The 22,153-nt window shown below is 35.8% G+C and carries 18 protein-coding genes and 1 pseudogene; 14 read left to right on the forward strand and 5 right to left on the reverse strand.

Features of this window, described 5'->3' with window-relative positions:
* Window positions 1-16: 16 nt before the first annotated feature.
* From AC1PU0_RS05065 to AC1PU0_RS05080, 4 genes and pseudogenes are all read left to right on the forward strand, one after another.
* Window positions 17-112, forward strand: a pseudogene (locus AC1PU0_RS05065) (HTH domain-containing protein); the annotation flags it as partial.
* 3 nt (window positions 113-115) lie between these two features.
* The gene (locus tag AC1PU0_RS05070; protein WP_479998764.1) at window positions 116-2,032 is read left to right on the forward strand and encodes a BglG family transcription antiterminator; all 1,917 of its coding nucleotides are present in this window, start codon (window positions 116-118) and stop codon (window positions 2,030-2,032) included.
* 1 nt (window position 2,033) lies between these two features.
* Complete coding sequence (locus AC1PU0_RS05075; RefSeq protein ID WP_206848348.1) at window positions 2,034-2,468, forward strand: PTS mannitol transporter subunit IIA; 435 nt, start codon at window positions 2,034-2,036, stop codon at window positions 2,466-2,468.
* A complete protein-coding gene (locus AC1PU0_RS05080; RefSeq protein ID WP_206848349.1) occupies window positions 2,465-3,616 on the forward strand; it encodes a mannitol-1-phosphate 5-dehydrogenase in 1,152 nt (383 codons plus the stop codon). Before AC1PU0_RS05075 ends, AC1PU0_RS05080 begins: the two co-directional genes overlap by 4 nt.
* Before the next feature lie 125 nt (window positions 3,617-3,741).
* On the opposite strand, the gene AC1PU0_RS05085 is transcribed toward AC1PU0_RS05080, so the two are convergent.
* Together AC1PU0_RS05085 and AC1PU0_RS05090 are read right to left on the reverse strand one after the other, a co-directional pair.
* Complete coding sequence (locus AC1PU0_RS05085; RefSeq protein WP_181429559.1) at window positions 3,742-4,932, reverse strand: toxic anion resistance protein; 1,191 nt, start codon at window positions 4,930-4,932, stop codon at window positions 3,742-3,744.
* A gap of 144 nt (window positions 4,933-5,076) precedes the next feature.
* Entirely contained in the window at window positions 5,077-5,742 is a 666-nt protein-coding gene (locus AC1PU0_RS05090; RefSeq protein WP_206837079.1) for a 5-bromo-4-chloroindolyl phosphate hydrolysis family protein, read from the reverse strand.
* A 275-nt stretch (window positions 5,743-6,017) separates the two neighbouring features.
* Here AC1PU0_RS05090 and AC1PU0_RS05095 point away from each other — a divergent pair, with 275 nt between their 5' ends.
* The 5 genes from AC1PU0_RS05095 (at window position 6,018) to AC1PU0_RS05115 (ending at window position 9,173) form a co-directional block, all read left to right on the forward strand.
* Window positions 6,018-6,701, forward strand: coding sequence for a hypothetical protein (locus tag AC1PU0_RS05095; RefSeq protein ID WP_069654266.1), 684 nt, complete (start codon window positions 6,018-6,020; stop codon window positions 6,699-6,701).
* Between the two features lie 306 nt (window positions 6,702-7,007).
* Window positions 7,008-7,592 carry an NUDIX domain-containing protein gene (locus AC1PU0_RS05100; RefSeq protein ID WP_111248770.1) on the forward strand — a complete coding sequence of 195 codons (585 nt, stop codon included), beginning with the start codon at window positions 7,008-7,010 and terminating at the stop codon, window positions 7,590-7,592.
* Complete coding sequence (gene macP, locus AC1PU0_RS05105) at window positions 7,589-7,885, forward strand: cell wall synthase accessory phosphoprotein MacP (RefSeq protein ID WP_069654268.1); 297 nt, start codon at window positions 7,589-7,591, stop codon at window positions 7,883-7,885. Before AC1PU0_RS05100 ends, macP begins: the two co-directional genes overlap by 4 nt.
* Window positions 7,886-7,901: 16 nt before the next feature.
* A complete protein-coding gene (locus AC1PU0_RS05110) occupies window positions 7,902-8,594 on the forward strand; it encodes a 5'-methylthioadenosine/adenosylhomocysteine nucleosidase (RefSeq protein WP_206837074.1) in 693 nt (230 codons plus the stop codon).
* Window positions 8,595-8,624: 30 nt separating this feature from the next.
* Window positions 8,625-9,173 (forward strand): cysteine hydrolase family protein, encoded by a 549-nt coding sequence (locus AC1PU0_RS05115; RefSeq protein WP_069654270.1) that lies wholly within the window; start codon window positions 8,625-8,627, stop codon window positions 9,171-9,173.
* A 178-nt stretch (window positions 9,174-9,351) separates the two neighbouring features.
* Here the strand turns inward: AC1PU0_RS05115 and AC1PU0_RS05120 are convergent, their stop codons facing one another.
* Both AC1PU0_RS05120 and AC1PU0_RS05125 read right to left on the reverse strand, forming a co-directional pair.
* Window positions 9,352-9,648 carry a GIY-YIG nuclease family protein gene (locus AC1PU0_RS05120; RefSeq protein ID WP_206848350.1) on the reverse strand — a complete coding sequence of 99 codons (297 nt, stop codon included), beginning with the start codon at window positions 9,646-9,648 and terminating at the stop codon, window positions 9,352-9,354.
* The gene (locus AC1PU0_RS05125) at window positions 9,638-10,372 is read right to left on the reverse strand and encodes a tRNA1(Val) (adenine(37)-N6)-methyltransferase (protein ID WP_206848351.1); all 735 of its coding nucleotides are present in this window, start codon (window positions 10,370-10,372) and stop codon (window positions 9,638-9,640) included. The genes AC1PU0_RS05120 and AC1PU0_RS05125 overlap by 11 nt, the downstream gene beginning before the upstream one ends.
* A gap of 215 nt (window positions 10,373-10,587) precedes the next feature.
* Here AC1PU0_RS05125 and AC1PU0_RS05130 point away from each other — a divergent pair, with 215 nt between their 5' ends.
* The 4 genes from AC1PU0_RS05130 (at window position 10,588) to AC1PU0_RS05145 (ending at window position 18,869) form a co-directional block, all read left to right on the forward strand.
* Window positions 10,588-11,208 (forward strand): lysophospholipid acyltransferase family protein, encoded by a 621-nt coding sequence (locus AC1PU0_RS05130; protein ID WP_206848352.1) that lies wholly within the window; start codon window positions 10,588-10,590, stop codon window positions 11,206-11,208.
* A 158-nt stretch (window positions 11,209-11,366) separates the two neighbouring features.
* Window positions 11,367-12,506, forward strand: a complete 1,140-nt coding sequence (locus AC1PU0_RS05135) for an exonuclease SbcCD subunit D (protein ID WP_206848353.1) — start codon at window positions 11,367-11,369, stop codon at window positions 12,504-12,506.
* Window position 12,507: 1 nt separating this feature from the next.
* Window positions 12,508-15,651, forward strand: a complete 3,144-nt coding sequence (locus AC1PU0_RS05140) for an AAA family ATPase (RefSeq protein WP_206848354.1) — start codon at window positions 12,508-12,510, stop codon at window positions 15,649-15,651.
* A gap of 20 nt (window positions 15,652-15,671) precedes the next feature.
* Entirely contained in the window at window positions 15,672-18,869 is a 3,198-nt protein-coding gene (locus AC1PU0_RS05145) for a DEAD/DEAH box helicase (protein ID WP_206848356.1), read from the forward strand.
* A gap of 50 nt (window positions 18,870-18,919) precedes the next feature.
* Here AC1PU0_RS05145 and AC1PU0_RS05150 read toward each other — a convergent pair whose 3' ends face one another.
* Window positions 18,920-19,630 carry an HAD family hydrolase gene (locus AC1PU0_RS05150; protein ID WP_206848358.1) on the reverse strand — a complete coding sequence of 237 codons (711 nt, stop codon included), beginning with the start codon at window positions 19,628-19,630 and terminating at the stop codon, window positions 18,920-18,922.
* An 803-nt stretch (window positions 19,631-20,433) separates the two neighbouring features.
* On the opposite strand from AC1PU0_RS05150, the gene AC1PU0_RS05155 reads away from it, so the two are divergent.
* Complete coding sequence (locus AC1PU0_RS05155) at window positions 20,434-22,149, forward strand: ABC transporter ATP-binding protein (RefSeq protein ID WP_206848359.1); 1,716 nt, start codon at window positions 20,434-20,436, stop codon at window positions 22,147-22,149.
* Window positions 22,150-22,153 lie beyond the last annotated feature (4 nt).

The raw sequence follows: 22,153 nt of genomic DNA on the forward strand, positions 1-22,153 counted from the left end.
TAACCGCCCAGTTTATATCAACGAATTAGCCGAAGATCTAAGTGTTAGTGCTCGCACTATTCGGCGTGATTTAAAAGAAGTTGAGGAGATATTATCTTCCTATCAGATTTGCTTGGTGAAAGAACATAGAATTTTGACTTTAAAAGGACATGATTCGGATAAACAGCGGTTTCGTTGGCAACTAATGGATCTTTCATATAACGAGTACAGCCCAGAAGAGCGTCAACAAAAGATTCTCAAAAGCTTATTGAAAGAAGAAGGGCTAAAACTAGTTGGTTTGGCGAATGATCTAAATGTCACGATTTCTACAATCAGCAATGATTTAACGAAAATTGAAGAGCGGCTACCAAAAACCGTTAAAATCGAAAGAAGAAGAGGATTTGGTGTCTCTTTACAAGCAGACGAAGCACAAAAAAGAGCATTGATGAGTGAGCTCTTTGGCCAGCAGTTTCCAGATTACCGTTTGCTAAAATTCTTTCAAGAAACGTCTAGGGATTTGGCCACTAGCGATTGGGTAGAAGACCGTTTGTTAGATTTCGTTAGTGAATCATTATTAAAAAAAGTAGAACGAAGCGTTAAGAGATGGCGCAGTGTTAATCCAGAGACAATTAGTGATGAAGCGTATGCTAATTTGATTGTGCATATTTCAATTTCAGTAGAACGAATGATTGCAGGAAAATTTATTCAAACGTATGAAAATAACATCGAATTGATTCATTATCCAGAATTTACTGCAGCGCAGCAAATGCTTGCTGAAATTTTAGAGCTGGAACCAGAAGTTGTTCCTAATGGTGAGGCAAGTTATGTAACAACACATCTTAGAGGGGTAAAAACAGCCAAAAGTACATTTCGATTCATGGAAAATGAAGAAATAGAAGTTATGATTTTAGTAAAAAAACTAATTGAACAAGTTGAATATGCGTTAGGCCAAAAACTACCTAAAAAGCATTTGACTAAGGGATTGATTGCGCACTTAAGACCGACATTGAGACGCTTACAACAAGGAATGAGAATTTACAATCCGCTGATTCATTCGATCAAACAAGATTATGAAGATCTGTTCAAAGTTGTTAGAAGAGCATTTGATCAAGTGTATCAAGAAAGACCAACGCCAGATGAAGAAATTGGCTATTTAGTTTTGCACTTTGGCGCAGTGCTATTGCAAGTGGAAAGTACCAATCGTTTTTCTGGACTAGTTGTATGTGCGAGTGGCATCGGAACCTCAAGAATGTTGGTAACTCGATTGAGGCAACGAATACCGCAATTAAAGAAATTAGAAACAGTCTCTTTGTTTGAATTAGGAAGAAAAAAAGCAGAGGGGCATTACAATATTATTATTTCAACGATTGATTTAGGTCAAGTAGATTTTGATTATTTTTTAGTTTCACCTATTTTAACAGAAAGAGAACTTTCTCAGATCAGTGTTTTTTTGAAAAGTTTACACAGTGGCTATCATAAAAAAATGGCACATGAAGAACAAGAAGCACAGTTGACTTTGTTTGAAGCAACTCACTTTTTAGAACAACAACAGATTTTCACGTCAATCGTTCTAGCGCTATTAAAAAATTTCAACTACTCCAAATTGAATGAAAACTTAGGGACGATGGAAGATGAGGTTCGGGTCATTTGTACACAACTTTTAGAGAAAGCACCAGAGATTGATGTTGAAGCGTTAGTTAGTACTTTTTTATATGATGGCAATTGGAAAGTTTTCGGTCTACCAGGGACAAAAATAGGGTTGTTTCATGCGCGTAATGAGTCGATCAAAGAACCGGTTTTTCAGCTATTTTCATTGGAACAGTCACTTTCTATTGAAACGATGAATCACACAAAAATGCCGATTGATCGAATTGTTCTATTAGTGGTTCCAGAGAAATTTTCACAAGAAGGGTTAGAAGTTATCAGTTATATCAGTACACTTTTTGTCGACGATCAAGATATGATCCAACAGGTGGAGGATGGAGTAAAGGAAGAGGTCACCACATATATTGCACAAAAATTGTTAACATATTTAGAATCGAAGGGAAAATAATATGATTGCGTTAAAAAAAGAAGACATTGTGTTGAAGAAACATTTTTCCGATAAAAAAAAAGCAATTGAAGCGGCAGGAAAACAGTTAGTAGATCAAGGATATGTTGAGCTGTACTATATTGAGAAAATGATTGAACGAGACCAATTGACCACAACGTACATTGGAAATATGGTGGCAATCCCACATGGAACAGATGACTCAAAACAACTAATCAATCATTCAGGAATTGTTATCTTACAAGTGCCAGAAGGTGTAGATTTTGATGGCAATGAAGTGAAATTGATTATTGGCATTGCAAGTGTTGGATATGAACATTTGGAACTGTTATCCCAAATTGCTTTAGTTTGTTCCGAAACGGATAATGTCCAACAATTGATTGTTGCAGAATCAGAAGCGAAAATCATTGAATTATTTAAAAAGGAGGTGACAGTATGACAAAATTAGCTGTTCATTTTGGTGCTGGGAATATAGGTCGAGGCTTTATCGGTTGGTTATTGGTCCAAGCGGGATATGAAGTGATTTTTGCTGATGTGAATGAAAAAATTGTAGCTGAAATTAATGATCAAGGTCACTATGAAGTGATTTTAGCAAATGCAGAACAAGATCGCTCAACAGTTAAAGGGATCAAAGCTATCAATAGCGCTACTGAAACTGAAAAATTAGCTTCCTATATTAGCGAAGCTGAAATTGTCACAACAGCAGTAGGTCCGACCATTTTACCACATTTAGCAGAAGTCCTTGCAAAAGGGATTGAATTAAGAGCTGCCTCTAATCGATACTTAACAGTGATTGCTTGTGAGAATATGATTGGCGGGTCTGAAATGCTAAAATCGATGATTGTTCTTTTGTTATCCACTGCTGCAAGGAGCTATGTTAGTGGGTTTGTTGCCTTTCCTAATTCAGCCGTTGATCGTATCGTGCCAAATCAGGATCATGATAATCCCCTGACTGTGACAGTAGAACCGTTTTATGAATGGGTGGTAGAGGAACCCTTAGACGAAAAAAACGCACCGATAATCATTGGATTACGTTATGTTCCAGACTTAACACCTTATATTGAGCGTAAGCTATTTACAGTGAATACAGGACATGCAGTGACCGCTTATTTTGGCCATATGAGAAATATAGAATCGATCGAAGATGCGATTCATAACGAAAAGGTTCTTTTTATTGTTCGTAGTGCATTAGAAGAAACAGGTGCCTTACTAGAAAAAAAATTTCACTTTTCCCATCAAGAACATCAAGCTTATATTGATAGAATTATTGAGCGTTTTAAAAATCCATATGTTTCTGATTTTGTGACGCGTGTCGGCCGATCTCCAATTAGAAAAATAGGGGAGAATGATCGATTCATTCAGCCAGCTAGACAATTTGTTGAAGCGTTTAACGAAACACCAAAAGCCTTAGCAATTGCAATTGCGGCTGCAATGAAATTTGAGGAACCGACAGATGCAGAAGCTTGTGCACTGCAAGACGCTATTAAAGAACAAGGATTGGATCAAGCGATTGAACAATATACGGGCTTAAAACCTTATACAAAACTCTTTGAGAAAATAAAAACGTCTTATCATGAATTAGTGTAAAAAGAGGAAGCTGGGACAGAAGCGTTTATTTCTGAAGAGATTGCTTCTGCTCCCACCGTTTATGCGCATTTAGGGTCTGATACAAAAGTGATTTTTACTTTTGTATCACACCCCTCTTTTTGATGTTATTGTGTTAATTCCAATAACTTGCTCTTTAAATCTTCTTCCATATGCCCCAACTCGATTTCAGCAGCACGACGTTTTTCTTTTCCTTCTTGCTGAATCCGTAAAGTCTCTTGGATCGTTTCAACTAAATCATTTTGCGTTTTTTGTAATGTATCGATATCAACGATTCCGCGTTCATTTTCTTTCGCTGTCTCGATTGCAGAAATTTTAAGCATCTCAGAATTTTTCTTCAAGAGATCATTTGTAGTCTCAGAAACTTGACGTTGTGCTGTGACTGCTTCTTTTTGACGTAACAGTGTCAACGCGATCACCACTTGGTTTTTCCAAAGCGGGATGGCAGTGTTGATAGAAGCTTGAATTTTTTCTGCTAAAGCCTGATTCGTATTTTGAATCAAACGTATTTGAGGTGCTTGTTGAATAGTGATTTGACGAGCCAAACGTAAATCGTGGGTTCGCTTATCTAAACGATCCAAAAATTGTGTATAATCGTTAGCGATTTGAACATCCATTTGATCACCGGATTCTTCTGCTTTTTTCATCGCTTCCGGAATGATCGTAGTTTGTAACTCTTCCATCTTCAACTCACCAGCTGCGATGTAAATGTTCAATGCGTCAAAATAATCTTTATTTTTATTGTACAATTGATCAAGCATTAAATTATCTTTCAAGAGACCATTTTTTTCGTGCTCTAATTTAATCGAAATTTTATCGATTTGAGCACCGATTTTTTGGTATTTCGCAGTGATTTCAAAAACGGATTTTTTTACTTTACCAAGCATTTTTGAAAAGAAATTCCCTTCACCAGCTCTAAGCTGATCAGGATTGGCTTCACTTAGACGAAACATCAAGTCAGTTAAAGAATCACCGACTGGACCAATATCTTGTGCTTGAACATGATTTAACATTGATTGCGAAAATTCACTTAATTTGGTTTGTGCTGCAGAGCCGTAAGTGATGACAGCTTGAGAGTCTTGAACATCTATTTTTGAAGCCAGTTCTCTCGCTTGTGCTTGTCTGTCTGCAGGCAATTTATCGACTAAACGAGTGGCAACTTGTTGATCGTTCAAAGCAGAAATTTCACTTTGCTGTGTAGTTGTTAACGAATCAACAGGTGTTGAAAATGGGTTATTTAATAGATCATCCAGTGTATCATTAACTGGTGTGATGTCTTTTGGGTTATTTTCCATCATGATTCCTCCTAAATTTAAAAGATGAATGGATTAACTAATATTAAAAGTATAGCGTACCTATTTAGGATTAAGAGCAAAATGATACAACATTCTAGTTTGTTCTATTTTTACTAAAGTTCCTATTATTTACTAGATTCAAGGTAACTATTTCTGATTATCAGTACGTTCATTATCTCTGTTTAAGCTGTTTTTAGCAAGAGAAATCTCTACATCTAAGTCTTCTAAATCTTCTGCTACAAATTGCTCATAATCTTTTTTAATCAGCTTTGAAACTTGATCAATGATTTGGGCACTTTCTTCCAATTTTTCGTATGTTTGTTTCGTTTTGATTTCATGATTATCAATTTCTAAATACTTTCCAGTTAAATCGACTAAATTAGGTAAGTGCGTATAAAGAAAGTGATTCGCTAAGTGTAATTTCTTTGGATCTTTGACTAATTCTTTAAACAAGGCTTTTGATACTCGTAAGGTATCATTACGTAAGTCGATTGCTCTTAATTTAGTAGAAGCATTCATATTTTCTTGCAACTGAATGATTTGTTTTTTCGTAGTGTTCATCGTATCTCGGAAGAAGACGATTTCTTGGTTCGTCATGCCGAGTGTTTCATAGTGTTCTTCTTTAGACTTGGTAAGAGTAGGCAATTGTTCTTCTTTTTTTCCAGACTTTTTCTTTGATCCAGTAAAAAGTAAGACGATAAGAAGTAAAAAAACGACCGCCACCACTGGTACGTGAATACCTGTAATAAAACGCAGAATGAAACCTGCTAAAATCAAATAAGCAATTATTTGGATAAATTTTCCTTTTCTCATTTAAATTCCCTCCAATCATTTTTTTCCTCGAAAGGTACTATCCTTCGCTATATAAGCTATTTTAGCACATTCTAGACCAGAAAGAATATCAGTCCAAAGGTTGATTTTAATTATTTAGAGAAAATGTAAGGAATACCTAGGGAAAATCCCTTTTTTTCCTACTTTAGATGTAGGCTGAATAAATCAGTTCACAAAAAAGTCAAAAAGAATTTTAAGAAAAATAGAGTGTCGTGAGGTATAATAGAAGATAATGATTAGGAAAAAGGAGAAATCTTGTGAAAAAATATAAAATCATTACCATATTGTTAGTTGGATTAATAATCTCAGGTTGTTCTGGGCGTAAAGTTGTAGAAGATTTTGACGATGATGACGTTTATATAGAGGAAAGTAGTTCTAGCGTAGAAGAATCAAGTTCATACGGAGATGATGAAGTATTTTATGAACCTAGAGATACCTCTTCGACAAATGATTCAATGGATGAAAATAAAGCAGCTACCGAAGAAACCAAAGAGCCAGCTAAGGGTAAGGTAGAAGTAATTAAGACAAAAAATGGGCATTTCAAAGTAGAGCTTACAGATGGTTGGCAGTCAGTTGAAGCGAAAGAATTAAGTGACAATGCGGATGTTAGTTTAAAGAATGCCTCAAATGAAGAATACTATATGGTTTTAAGTGAAGCTAAAAAAGACTTTGAAAGCTTTGATGCATTCAAGAGCTCTGTTGATTTGTCTGACCTGGGGGAAAGAACAGATGAAAAGAAAGAATCTATCAAGTACAATGGTTTAAAAGGAGAGCGCCGGACGTTTACTGCGAGTAAAGAGGGTGTGGACGTTTATTATACGTATGATTTGATGGAAAGTAAGGATCATTTTTTACAATGCATCAGCTGGACATTAGCAGATCAAAAAGAGAGTAATAAAGCTGATTTGATCAACATTATGAACTCACTAGCTGAATTATAAAATAGTTGAATAAAGCAACACTAATTAATGGGATTAAAATGATGAGAGGTGAAGTAGGACTAGTTGTTATCTAGTTTAGCTTCACCTTTTTTAGGTTATTATCGGATGAGACTGTACCCATTGTAATTTACTGGTATAATTAGAGGAGACAAAAAGAGGCTTAAAATGTTTAATTAATTGTTAATAAATACAGGCAACATCGTAAAAATAGCTGTTTGTAGCGAAGAAAGGATTCACAAAAAGAACGATAAGTGATAAAATTTCAAAATTAAGGTATTATATCCATAGAAAGATTGGTGAACTTGCATGATGAATTTTGAAGACTTTGAAGAAAAGACGATTTCCAGAAAAGAGATATTCAAGGGACATATGATTGATGTTGTTTTGGATGAAGTACGCTTGCCAAATGGAGAGACAAGTAGACGTGAATTAGTTTTTCATCCAGGAGCAGTTGCAGTCATTCCTATTACAGCAGACAATAAGATGATTATGGTGAAGCAATTTAGAAAACCAATGGAAAAAGTTCTTTTAGAAATTCCAGCTGGGAAAATCGATCCTGGTGAACATGATCATCCAAAAGAGACTGCTGAAAGAGAATTAGAAGAGGAAACAGGCTTTCGAGCGAATATGTTTACTTTTGTAACGTCTATGTATGTTTCTCCTGGATTCGCTAACGAGCTCCTTCATATTTATTATGCCGAAGATTTAGAAAAAGTTCCTAATCCTCGTCCTCAAGATGATGACGAAATTTTAGAATTATATACATTAACATTAGAAGAAGCAAAAGCAGAAATAGCTAGCGGACTCATCTGTGATGCAAAAACGATTTTCGCCGTGCAATACTGGGAACTGCAGCAATTAAAAACGCTGCTTAAGGAGGATAAACGATGAGTAAAGGTCCGCTGGTCACTCGGACAGAATTACGGAGACGAAAAGAAGAAGCTGACAAAGAAGCACAAAAATTATTTGAGCAAGAACAAAAAGAAGCTGATAAAGAGTACCGTAAAAAAGAAAAAGAAATTTCTAGTTTTTATCGAAAAGAACACAAGAAGCAAAAAGAAATTACAAAATCACGTTCAAATGAGCAAACAAAAATCCGTGAACGCAGCAATACGTTAACGAAAGCGATTGTTGTTGTAGCAATTTTGTTGGCCATTGTAATATTTATAGTATTGAATTTATAGAAAAGAGGAAGTCACAATGAAAATTGGAATTATCGGTGCAATGGATCAAGAAGTAAAAAGATTAAAAGAAGCTTTGTCTGATACTCGATCTTGGGAACGAGCTGGGGCAGTTTTTGTTTCAGGTTCTTTAGGGCGTCATGAAGTGATTGTGGTCCGTTCAGGAATTGGTAAAGTCTTGTCTGCCGTTACAACTGCTTTGTTGATTCATCAATATGGTGTGAATATGGTAATCAACACTGGATCAGCCGGTGGGATTGGGCAAGGCTTATCAGTAGGAGACTTAGTGATTGCTGATAAATTAGCTTATTTTGATGTAGATGTTACTGGATTTGGGTATCAACCTGGACAATTACCAGGCATGCCGTTGTATTATGAATCAAGCGACTATTTAAAAATCGAAATGAAAAAAGCTGCTGAGAAAACGGGTATGTCTATTCATAATGGGTTGATCGTAACAGGAGATTCTTTTGTCAATGATCAGAAAAAAGTGAAAGAAATCATTGCCGAATTTCCAGAAGCATTGGCTTGTGAAATGGAAGGTGCGGCAATTGCTCAAGCAGCAGCGCAATTCAATATTCCATTTCTAGTTGTCAGAGCAATTAGTGATACAGCTGATAATGAAGCATCTCAAACCTTTGATGAGTTTATCGAAGAAGCAGGAGAAAAATCGGCACAAATGGTAATTAATTTTGTGGAGCAGCTTGTTTAATTTAAGGTGCTTTTAAGTGGAGGACCAAGTATGAAAGCGTTGATCTCGATTGATTATACAAATGATTTTGTTGCAACAGAAGGTGCTTTAACTACAGGGAGTGCAGGTCAAGCAATCGAGCAAGCTGTAGTTGAGGTAACGAAGATATTCACGAAGAATAATGACTTTGTAGTCTATGCAATTGACCGCCATGAACAACAGGATCAATATCATCCGGAGAATACACTGTTTCCACCTCATAATATTGCTGGTACAACTGGGCGAAAGCTTTACGGAGAACTTGCGGATTTTTATGAGAAGACATGTGAACAACCTAATGTTTATTGGATCGATAAGCGCCATTATTCAGCTTTTAGTGGGACAGATTTAGATATTCGTCTTCGTGAAAGAAACATTACAGAGGTTCATTTAATCGGAGTTTGTACGGATATTTGCGTGTTGCATACTGCTGTGGATGCCTACAATTTAGGATATAAAATCGTCATTCAGAAACATGCGGTTGCGAGTTTTGATCCAGTTGGACATGAGTGGGCATTGAACCATTTCCAACAAACGCTAGGAGCAGAAATAATTGAATAAATGTGAAGGAATTTCTATTGCTCCCAGTGTTTGTCAGGCTTTCTTAGGAGTGTGGTGTGACTATTAGAGTCACACCACACTCCTTTTTGTATAAAATAGCTTAAAAGCGTCACTATTTTTGTGTTAAGTAGACAATCAAGTTATATTAGTAAAAGTATGTTATTTTTTGTAGCATGAGTTAAAAGAATGGACCGGATCGTTTATCACATCCAGCGGCATCTTTCTCTTTTAAATAAGCAATTTTGTGTCTTCTTGTCAGTTTTTTAAACGAATATTCTGCTTTTGTAGCGTCACTACGGCTACTGAATTTTTCAACATGAATCATTTTAGCAGGTAATCTAGAAGGGAGTCGGGTGTATTTTGCACCAGTTCCACTATTATGTTCTTTTAAACGTCGAGCAGGGTCTGTTGTATACCCACCATAAAAAGTATCATCTTTACAGTGAAGTACATAAAAATAGTGATCAGTCTCCATACAACATCGCCTTCATTTCTGGTAGGTAATTATTTTGTTCGTCATACGTGAATAAGGGTGGTAAAACTCGAAAGCCATCTTTTTTCCCTTGTTTGATGCCTTCAATCAATAATGTGTTTGCTTCTTTTCCAACTTTAGGATAAACAAAGCGAACTCGTTTAGGAGCAATATTTGCTGATTCCATGGCATGTAATATATCTAAAAAACGATCGGGGCGATGCACCATTGCTAGACGTCCAGTTGTTTTTAAAAGCTTTGCCGATACATCGATCACTTCTGTTAATGTTGTATGGATCTCATGGCGGGCAATTGCTAGGTGAGGATTCGGATTTTTTTGACTGATTGGTAGTTCTTTAAAATAGGGCGGATTACATAAAATCAAATCCACTGAGTCGGGTTTAACTACAGATGTCGCGTTTTTTAAATCTAATTCGAACATAGTCATTTGTTCTGCTAATTGATTTAGTTGAATGCTTCTTTTTCCCATATCTGCTAAACGGTGTTGTAATTCGATTTGTATGATTTGAGCTTTTGTTTTACGGCTGGCAAATAAACCAACAGCACCATTTCCAGCACAAAGGTCAACAATCTTACCGTTTTTTGGAAAAGAAGGAAAATTTGCTAGTAAGACAGCATCTATTGAAAAAGAAAACACTTCTTTACTTTGAATGATTTGAATATCATCTGCAAATAACTGATCGATTCTCTCTCCTGGTAATAACATATATAATCCCTTCCTTTATTTTTATTCAGTTTAACATTATTTCCGAAGGGATTGTTTCTCCTCCCGGGAATCAGCCTTCCTAAGCTCTTTGATGGAACGTAAGGTATCCTTATATTATACTACGATTAAGAGAGAGAAGAAACCTGTGAAAAAGACTTGTCAAATGCGTTCGTTTTCGGCATACTTATAGCTAGTGAAAAGAAAGGAAGAAAGACATGTTTTTTACATTTATGCGTGGCGTTGTTTGGGTTGTTTTATTCATTATAAACGGCAATGCACACTATGAAAAGAAAGACCGCATTCCTCAAAATGAAAATTATATTTTAGTTGCCCCTCATAGAACGTGGTGGGAGCCTTTATATTTAGCTGTCGGGGGATCACCCAAAAAGTTTAGTTTTATGGCGAAAAAAGAATTATTCAAAAATCCTTTCCTACGTTTCATTTTGAAACACGCCAATGCTTTTCCTGTTGATCGAGAAAAACCAGGACCAAGTGCTATCAAGACACCTGTAAAAACATTGAAAAGCACAGATTTAAGCTTGGTGATGTTTCCTAGTGGAACACGTCATTCATCTGAGTTAAAAGGTGGCGTAGCACTGATTGCAAAAATGGCTAAAGTGAAGATCGTTCCAGCTGTTTATCAAGGACCGTTATCGTTGAAAGACTTATTTAAACGCCGTCGAGTGACCGTTCGCTTTGGAGAACCAATCGATGTTAGTGACATTGCAAAAATGGATAAAGAAGGAATTGCTGAGGTTGAGCGTAGATTACAAACAAGTTTTGACAGTTTAGATCAAGAAATCGACCCTAATTTTAACTATGAAGTGAAGAAATAGCAGATAGTGTTGCATTTTAAAAATTTTGAGCTTGAGTATGACTTTAAGAGTTGTATTTCAGGCTTTTTTCACTTTCAATAAATTCTATACGTTTGAACAATATATTTTTCCGTAAATTTGGTATAATGGTAAGAAGGACTTTTTTAGGTGGTGGAAACATGCGTTTTTTACATACAGCCGATTGGCATATTGGCAAGAAATTACATGGTTATGATTTATTAGAGGAGCAAGCAGATGCATTCCAACAGATTCTGACAATTGCAAAGAATGAAGAAGTAGAGGTAATTGTCATTGCAGGTGATTTATATGACCGGTCAGTTCCATCTGTTGAGGCAATTGACGTTTTCAATCGCATGATTGTAGAAATGAATTTACAAGAAAAATTCCCAGTGTTGGCAATCTCTGGAAATCATGACAGTAGTACTCGTTTAGAAACGGGAGGGCCATGGTTTGTTCAGTCGGATTTCCATTTAAATACTCGTTTAGATCAGGCATTTGAGCCTGTGGAGATGGGGAATACTCAATTTTTCTTATTGCCTTATTTTGAACCTATTTCAGCTCGATTGTATTTTGATAATGAAGAAATTCGGACGATCGAACAGGCGATGAAAGAAGTGATCAGCGCTATGAAAAAACGATTTAAACCAGATAGGGCACATGTTTTAGTTAGTCATTTTTTTGTGGCAGGTAGCGAAAAATCTGACTCAGAAACAAAATTGATGGTCGGTGGTTTGGATACAGTACCGTTATCATTATTAGAGCCTTTCGACTATGTTGCGTTAGGGCATCTACATGGGAAAAATGCGTTGCAAGCTGAAAATGCTCGTTATAGTGGGTCACCATTAAAATTTTCATTATCAGAAATGAATCAGAAGAAAGGTGTTTGGATCGTAGATACTGAGGTTGATAAATCAACAGTTAAATTCAAAGAAATCACACCGTTAAGGGATATTTTACAAATCGAAGGTAGTTTTAAAGAGCTGATGGCACAAGATTTTTATGAGTCGATCGATCGCGAAAATTATTTACACATTCAATTGACAGATCGTGCTGTCATTCCCAATATGATGAATCAACTACGTCAAATCTATCCTAGAGTCATCGGTGTCGAACGGTTATTTGGAAGAGAAGAACGACAGAAAAAGAACGAAACAAAAAAAGAAATCAAAACATTAGCACCTACTGAATTAGTGAATCAGTTTTTTTCAGAAGTAACTGGAGAAGAAATGACTCAACAACAACAAATGTGGATCAAAGACAATTTAGAAGCGCTTCATCAAGCAGAAAGAGGGAAATAAGTTGAAACCATTAACACTAACCTTAAAAAACTTTGGACCTTATATTGCTGAAACGATTGATTTTAATAAATTTGAGGATTCTTCATTATTTTTAATTAGTGGGAAGACTGGCTCAGGAAAAACGACGATTTTTGATGGGATGAGTTATGCTTTATTCGGTGAAAGTTCTGGGAAATTACGTCAAGGCAAAGAAATGCGGTCAACATTTGCTGATCCATCGGAACCAACAGAAGTTCATTTGGCTTTTTCACATGGGGACCATTTATATGAGATCACGAGAAAACCCGAACAAGAATTGTATAAAAAACGTGGAGATGGAACACGAACGCAAAGTGCTAAGATATCCCTGATCGTCAAAGATTCTTCTGGAAAAGAGCTAAGGGAATATACGAAACGCCGAGAAGTTGATAGCTTTATTCAAGAATTGTTGCATTTGGATGCAACCCAATTTGCTCAAATCGTTCTCTTACCTCAGGGAGAATTTCGAACATTTTTGATTGCAAATAGTAACGATAAGGAAAAAGTGTTACGAAATTTATTTGGTACCCAATTGTATCAGAACTTAAATGAACAGTTAAAGACACAACTGAAAGCTGTCAATAAAGGAATTGAAGCGACGCAACAACTGATTCAAGCAAAATTAGATCAACTTTATTGGCAAGAACCATTACCAGAAGACCTGTCTGTAGAAGAACAATTAGCAGAGTTGAAGCTACAACAAGAAATGATGATCAAAGAACAAGAGAATGGAAAATCAGAGTTAACGATTCTACAAAAACAAAAATCAAGCAAAGAGCAAGAAAAATTCGTTTTAGAGGAACTTGCCAATACGTTTGCAAAACAAAGCCAGCTAAAAAAACAAAAAGAAGAACTTGATCAAGCTACTGAAATGATCGAAAAATTAAGAACGGAAGAACAGCAACTTCAATGGGTAAAAAATCATCAAGGCTTGATTGAGAAAATCGATGAAAAAACCAAATTAATTTTAACTTACGAAAAAGAGCTGAAAGAAAATCGAACAGATCAAGAAATGCAACAACAACGAATCCAGGAATGGGAAAGTGCGCAACAGGAAAATTCAGATCAAATCGCGGACATAAATAGGGCGAAAGAAAGAGTCACAACATTACAATTCCAAATTCCTTTATATGAAGAGCAGGAAAAAGTATCAAGTATACTTAAAAAAGATTCTTTAGAACTAGAAGTCGTAACGTCAAAGCTCACTGAAATACGAGGAACACAACTCAAAACAGAACAAGAGTATCAACTAGAGCGAAGTGTCATAGAAAGACAGAATCAAATTGAAAAAGAACAGCTAGAATTAGAGCGCCATCAAGAACAATGGCAGACTTTTTTAGAAAATTTTGATATACAGCAGCAACTTAAAGCCAAAGAAATCACAATCAATGAACAGTTAAGTACTAAGAATGAAGAGCTCAAGATATCAATCATTGAGAAAGAGAAAATCTATCAGGATGTCGCAAAACAAAAAAGCGAATGGGCAAAAATGCAGATTAGTCGTTTAAGTTTATTTCTAGTAGAGGGTGAACCATGTCCAGTCTGCGGTTCAGTAGAGCATCCAAATCAAAACGAACATCAAGAATTTTCATTAGAGGAAATTCAGGCTATAGAAAATCAGCTGAATGACATCGAGGAAATTGCTCAAAAACAAGAGGCAAAAGTTGCAAAATTACAAGCCGAAGTAAGTCAAACGAAGAATACTGAAGAAGAGTTGAAAAAAGAATTAGAACGACAAAACAAAAAAATTCATTCACTGTTTGAACAATTACAAGCAAAACAAATCATCGCTCTCAAAGAACCATTGACCGCCGAAGGGATAGAGCAAACAACAAGTGATTTTCAAACGTTATCAGTTAAACTTGAAGATGAGTTGGAACGAATTGAAGCGGCAAAAAATAGAATCATTGAATTAGAAAAAATACTCAAAGAGCAACAAGCTAAAGTGTCTGAACAAGAAATAATCGTGAGTGAAAAGCAGCAAGAACAAGCCGCAAATCAGACCAAACTAAAAACAATTACAGAACAATTGATTAATGAGGAACTTACGTTAGTAGAAATAAAGAATAACCAAAAACAATTGGAACAACAAATTAGTCAATGGGAAACTCAAAAAGAAGAAATCGACACACAATTAAGGAAACACAAAGAACATCTATTGTTATTGAAAAATAGTGAAACGCACCTAGCAAAAGAACAGACTGCAAATTTAAGTGAGAAACAAGCATTAGAAAAACAATTTTTAGAGGTCTTAAAAGAATCAAGTTTTGAACTAGACGAAAATATAGTTCGTATTTTATTGAGAGAAGTACCGAAATTAGAAGCTATTAAAGAAGAATTGACAGATTTTGATAAGAAAAAAGATCAATTAATTTTTCAATTAGCCGAACTAGAACAAAAGCTTGAAAATAAAGAAGAGCCAGAAATAACGAGCTTACTTGAGGAAATCGAAACAGTCACAGCTTCCCTTCAAATGAAAGAAGCAAACTATTATCAACAGCAAGAAAAAATCCAAGCAAATGAAACCGTTCAAAAACAAGTCAAAGAGCTGATTTCTTCCGTTGAACAACAGTGGGAAGAGGTAACTGCCTTGCATCAGTTGGCAACGACTGTCAATGGTGATAACCCAAGAAAAACCAGCTTGGAGAGATATGTGCTACAAACCTATTTAGAAGAAGTGTTAAAAGTAGCGAATCAACGTTTAGGTTTATTGACGAATAATCGTTATCAATTTGAATTGAATCAAGATTCAGGGAGTTATAAAAATCAAACGGGTCTTGAAATCAATGTGTATGATGACAATGCCGGCAGTACCCGCAGTGCACATACATTATCTGGTGGTGAAAGCTTTATTGCGGCACTAGCCTTAGCTTTATCGTTAGCGGAAGTGATTCAAGAACAGGCTGGTGGTGTTTTAATAGAAGCTTTGTTTATTGATGAAGGATTTGGCTCTTTAGATGAAGAATCCTTGGAAATGGCAATGGAGGCGTTAGAAACAATCGAAAATGAAGGAAGAATGATCGGTATTATCAGCCATGTAAGTGAACTAAAAGCAAGAATTCCACAGCAATTACAAATCAAAACAAACGGAAATGGTCAAAGTCAAGTGACCTATCAAACGGCTTAAACAGCCCAGGAGGTGAAAGTATGAAGTGGAGTATTCCAGAACGAATCGTTGAACGTGGTAGAGAGTATATGAAAGAAGGCAGAGTCTTATCTGTCATACAAGATCCAGAGAAAAAAATCTGGCATGCAGAAGTTCTAGGTAATGAATTGTACCGTGTGCAACTAGATGGAACTGCTAAAGAAAATGATATTTGTGAGTGTCCTTATTGGAAAGATCATGGTTATTGCAAGCACACCGTTGCAGTAGAGTTATATCTACGCCAAAAAGGAACTTCACGAATCATCAAAGCAGATCAACCTATTACCTTTGAAAAACGATCTTTGTCTATTTCAGAGATGTTTACCAAAGGATTCGCTAAGTTGAATCAAGCGGAAGAAAAAAGTAAGATTACACCACTGACAGTTGAATACATCGTGGATGTTATTGAAACCAACAGTTATTATCCAGAATTAGCCGTTTTAGGTGTTTCATTACGCCTTGGCAATCAAGGAGTCAAACCTAAAACTTATATTATCAAAAATATTGGAGAATTTTTCCAGACCTTTCAAAAAGAAGGGAGCTTTTTAATCAATAAGCAGCATCGTTTTGATTTAGTGAAAGATGCCTTTTCTGTTGAAAATCAAGAGCTACTGCAGCAACTTTCGGCAATTTACCAAACCAGTCAATTACTTGGCGCGAATGGAATCCAAGTCAAAGGGAAAATCGATAAACGATACCTTGTACTACCAATCGATCAAGGCCAAAAACTACTTGAAAAAATGTCTCTGATCCCGCACTTTCAATTAAATGATGAGGGAAAAAAATATCGGCATCTTTCATTCGTAAAAGGAGCACTACCGATCTTTTTCGATATCAGTAAGCAACCAGATAATCAGTATAAATTGTTGATCGATGATCAAATCACAACCTTTTTATCTCATTATCAATGGGGGTTCAGCAAAGACCAAGTCTACATTTTTACACAAGAACAAGAAGCAATCTATACGACGTTATTACAATTATTAAAACGAGTCGAAAAACCTGAGATCATCTATGAAAAGCCTGAGTTATCAGATTTATTCGGCGGGGTGATCCCATTACTGAAAAAAATAGGAACAGTCAATGTCACGAAAGAAGTGACAGAAGAAGTTGTCTACCATCCGTTAGAACCAATCTTTATTTTTCGGAAAATCAAGGGAATGATCAAAGTCAGAGTCGATTTTACTTATGGCAAGGTTGTTTTCTCAACGGAAAAAGCGTATTCAGTTGCTTCAGGAGAAAATCAAGAAGTTGTTCGTGACGGTAAAAAAGAACAAGAAATTATAGAACAGTTAATGGCTTTTGGTTACCAAAAAACGACGGATGGTTATGAAAAAACGTTACCAGCAGGTGAACGCTTGTACTATTTCTTTAAAGCAGAAGTTCCAACTTTCCGTCATTTAGGTGAAGTTCGCATGGGCAAGAAGTTGCGGGAACTCTATTTAGATGCTGCCCATCATCAACCACTGATTGAAGTTTCTGATTCAGATTCTTGGTTAGACGTGCGTTTTGACATTACCGGAATAGCCGAACAAGAAATTGATGAAGTGTTAGCGAGTCTGTTACGAAACGATCGTTTTTATACGTTGGAAACAGGAGAAGTTCTATCCTTAGATTCGGAAGAATTTCAGCAGACAAGTGAAGTTCTGACCCTGTTACGGAAAAATATGAAAAACGTTCAAGGGACAATACAAGTTCCGAGAAATCAAGGCTTAATGATCGAAAGTATGCTTGAAAATAATACGCAAGCACATTTTTCAGATTCCTTTAAAGAAATGGTATCAAACTTAACGCATCCAGAAAAATTTGATGCTGTGTTACCTGAAAAAATCAATGCTACGCTTAGAAGTTATCAAATTGACGGATATAAATGGTTAAAAATGCTTAGCTATTATCAATTTGGTGGAATTTTAGCGGATGAAATGGGACTGGGAAAAACACTTCAAACAATCACATATTTATTATCAGAAAAAGAGGAACAAAAACAAACAGGAGCTGCCTTGATCGTGGCACCGGCTAGTTTGATTTATAACTGGGCTGCTGAGCTAAAAAAATTTGCTCCAGACTTACAAGCAGAAGTAGTTGCTGGAAATAAATCTGAACGTGAAAGGTTGGCTAATCAAGCTGATCTGGATGTTTTAATTACTTCGTATGCTAGCCTTAGACAAGATATTGACATGTATCAAGGATTAAATTTAGGGTATTTGATTTTAGATGAAGCCCAAATGGTGAAAAATAGTGGTACAAAAACAGCTCAAGCTTTAAAAAGTTTGACGGTCCCACAACGATTTGCTTTAAGTGGGACACCGATTGAAAATAATTTAGATGAGCTGTGGTCAATTTTTCAAATGATCATACCAGGATTGTTCCCATCTAAAACGTTATTTAGATCGATGAAACCAGAAGAAATTGCTAGAATAATCCAGCCGTTTATTTTGAGACGAGATAAGAAAACGGTATTAGCAGACTTACCAGATAAGATCGAAAGTAATCTGTACAGTGTCCTTACAGAAGAACAAAAAACTGTCTATTTAGCGTATTTAAAACAAATGCAGGAAAATGTTAGCCAGATGGACCAAGATGCTTTTAAGAAGAATCGCTTGAGTATTTTAGCTGGTTTGACTCGTTTGCGCCAAATTTGTTGTGATCCTAGCTTATTCATAGATGATTATACAGGCGGCTCTGGAAAATTAGAGCAAGTTAAAGATCTGTTAGTCGCTGCGAAAGAAAATAACCGACGGGTGTTGCTTTTTTCTCAATTTACAAGTATGCTGTCGATCATCGAAAAAGAATTGCACGACTTAGATTTATCAACCTTCTATTTAAGAGGAAGTACGAAACCTAAAGAACGCATGGAGATGGCAGATGCATTTAATGCAGGAGAAAAAGATGTCTTTTTAATTTCATTAAAAGCAGGTGGAACAGGATTAAACCTAACTGGAGCGGATACTGTGATTCTCTATGATTTATGGTGGAATCCAGCAGTGGAAGAACAAGCAGCTGGACGAGCGCATCGAATCGGCCAAAAAAATGTTGTTGAAGTATGGCGAATGATAGCAGAAGGCACCGTTGAAGAAAAAATGAATTCTTTACAACAAGAAAAACGTGAGTTATTCCAAAAAGTGATCCAAGGAAACGAAGAGCAATTAGCGAAGATGACAGAAGAAGATATTCGGATGATCTTGAGTATCGGTGAATAGAAAAATACAGCGTAGGCTTAGAGAAAAATCTAAGCTTACGCTGTATTTTTTTATGAAAATAAAGATTGGATCGTCGGAAACAAATCGTCAAATGAAGTAACTTCTTTAACGTGATAGGCTTCTTCATTAGCAGGCATTTCGCGTAAACGATGATTGAACCATAAAGATTTCCAGCCGCCATTTTTAGCGCCACAGATATCATTTTCAAAACTATCTCCAACATATAATGTGCGTTCGCAATCCATACCAAATTCTTTTGCGGCAAGATCAAAAATTTCTCTTTCTGGTTTTTGAAAGCCAGTACTTTGAGAAATGATAATGTTGTCAGTTGGAACCCAATTTTCTAATTGAAGTTGTTTTACTTTTTTGAATTGATGATCTGTTGGACCATTCGTTATGATTCCCATCGGAATATTTTTCTCTTTCAAAAAATCAAAAACTTTTTTTACTTCTGGATGCATAACGATGTTATCCAGTTCTTCTTCGTACGTTTTTTGGAATGTAAGACCATCTTCTTGTGAGACAGCTTGATATTTTAGATCTTTTAAAGATTCATTAATACGGAAAAAGCGCATATATTCCAGAGTCCATTCATTTGCCATGACCTTTGGAAAAGTTTCATCGCTATGAAGACGAAAGCGGATATATAGCTCATGCATGTCTTCTTCTTTCACGCAAGGAAAGCTCGATTTAATTGCGTTTCTAAATGGTTGTTGCTGGTCATAAATTGTGTCATCAACATCAAAAACAATTGTTCTCATTAAAAAAATTGCACCCCTTAATAATTTTCAGAAAGATTTTCAAAATCCTTTTCCATTGTAGCGAACTTCCATACAAAAGAACAGAAAGAAATTTTTAATTTAGATTAGAATGCAGAAAGGGATAAACAGTTAGAAGGATAGCTAGGAAAAAGTAAGGGGCTAGCAATGAAGATTTTATAAATTAATCAGAGTAAAAAATAACCATAAAAAAACAAATTTTTCTTAATTGAAATATGAATAAAAAAACATATCTTTAGAATCGGTTCTTCAAAAAAGTAATGTTGTTAGTAGAATTTTGAAGTGGAAAAAAATGTATACATTTAGTATAATAAAAAACAGAAACACCGATCAGGCCTATCTTCCCCAAGACATAAGCAACTCATCGGTGTTTATCGTGATGTACATGTATACGTATAATTTAACAAATCCTTTTTATATTTTCAAGTGATTGACATAACACTATGTTGAAGGTTTCAAAATGTATAAAAAACCAGATCGAATGTCTTTTTAAAATTTTTAATTTAATTGTGTATTTCTTTTTTCGCTTCCTTAATAGCAAAAGTTGCGCTAAAAAGTTATGAAAAGACAGACTAGCTATATAAATCGCTATAATCGTAGGTTTACAACTTCTGCATCTAATATTTAGGAGGGTTGCTGATTTCGCCAATCAAAATTGAAATTTTCATACAGTAATTAGTTTCGTCTAATTCATTGTTTTTTGTTGAATAGTAAGAATGTTCAATCTTTGCATCCACTACTTTCTTTGCGTATAATAGTTATGGTGTCAGGAGAAAGGGGCGTTTATGTTAAAACGATTTTTTAGTTATTATCGACCGTATAAGCACTTATTCATTTTAGATTTTAGTTGTGCAGTTTTTGCAGGGTTATTGGAATTATCATTTCCAGTTGTGGTGAATCAAGTTATCGATAAAATTATGCCAAAGGGGAATTTCCGATTGATTGCCTTGGCTAGCATCGGTTTGCTTTTATTTTATATACTGAATACTTTTCTACAGTATATCGTGGTATTTTTTGGTCACAAATTAGGGGTAAATATTGAAACAGATATGCGCCGTGAGCTGTATGGGCATTTGCAGACGCAGCCGTTTGAATATTACGATAATCAAAAAACAGGGAAGTTGATGAGTCGTTTAACAACAGATTTATTTGAAATTTCAGAAGTCGCTCATCACGGACCAGAAGATATATTTATTACGGTAATGACCGTAGTTGGTTCGTTTTACTTGATGCTTCGTATCCACGTACAGCTGGCTTTGGCAACGTTTATTGTGTTACCTTTTATTACCATCGCTTTGGTTTTCTTTAATAAGAAAATGACAAAGGTCAACACAAAAATTTACGATAATCTTGGAGACTTTAATGCTGGCGTGGAAGCTTCGGTCAGTGGGATTCGTGTGACACAGTCTTTTGCGAATGAACCATTTGAACGTCAACGTTTTGAAGGATTGAATCAAGCGTATCGCCAATCTAAGATTACATTTTATAAAGTAATGGGGATCAGTTCAGCATACAATTACTTTTTGATCCGTTTGATCAACTTGTTTACACTAATTTTTGGGGCGTATTATACGATTAAAGGCGAAATTACCGATGGGCAGTTTGTTGGGTTTATTCTTTTATCCAATGTCTTTGTTCGTCCGATTGAAAAAGTGAATAATATGATTGAAAGTTACCCAAAAGGAATCGCTGGATTTAGACGTTTTACTGAAGAAATCGATAAAGAACCTGCAATTCAAGATAAGCCGGATGCACTCAAGGTAAATCATTTGCACGGTGATATCATTTATGAAGATGTTTCATTTTCTTATGCGGATTCTACGAAAGTGTTGAATCATATCAATTTGCGGATCGTACCTGGTGAAACTGTCGCTTTTGTGGGTCAAAGCGGTTCTGGAAAGACAACACTATGCAACTTGTTGCCGCGCTTTTATGAGGTGACAGAAGGGCAAATTACCATTGACGGAATCAATATTCAAGACATGACACTCGCTTCATTGAGAAGTCAAATAGGTATTGTCCAACAAGACGTTTTCTTGTTTCCTGGAACGATTCGTGAAAATATTGCTTATGGCAAGCTAGATGCAACAGAAGAAGAAATCCAAAAGGCTGTTCAATTATCTCATTTGGGAAAAGTTGTGGATCAAATGTCAGAAGGATTAGATACGATGATCGGTGAACGTGGGGTTAAACTTTCTGGTGGGCAAAAACAACGAGTGGCAATTGCTCGAATGTTTCTTAAAAATCCGCCGATATTAATTCTTGATGAAGCAACATCTGCTTTAGATACGGAAACAGAACAAGTCATTCAAGAATCATTGAATTCTTTAGCAGAAGGTAGAACGACGTTAATTATTGCTCATCGCTTAGCAACGATCAAACACGCGACACGGATCATTGTTGTCAGTGATAAAGGGATTTTAGAAGAAGGAACACATGAAGAATTACTAGTAAAAGGTGGCCATTATCGTCGCTTGCATGATGCACAATTTAGGGATTAAAAAA

This window comes from Enterococcus sp. XAF26B05_ASV22 (genome assembly GCF_056727285.1).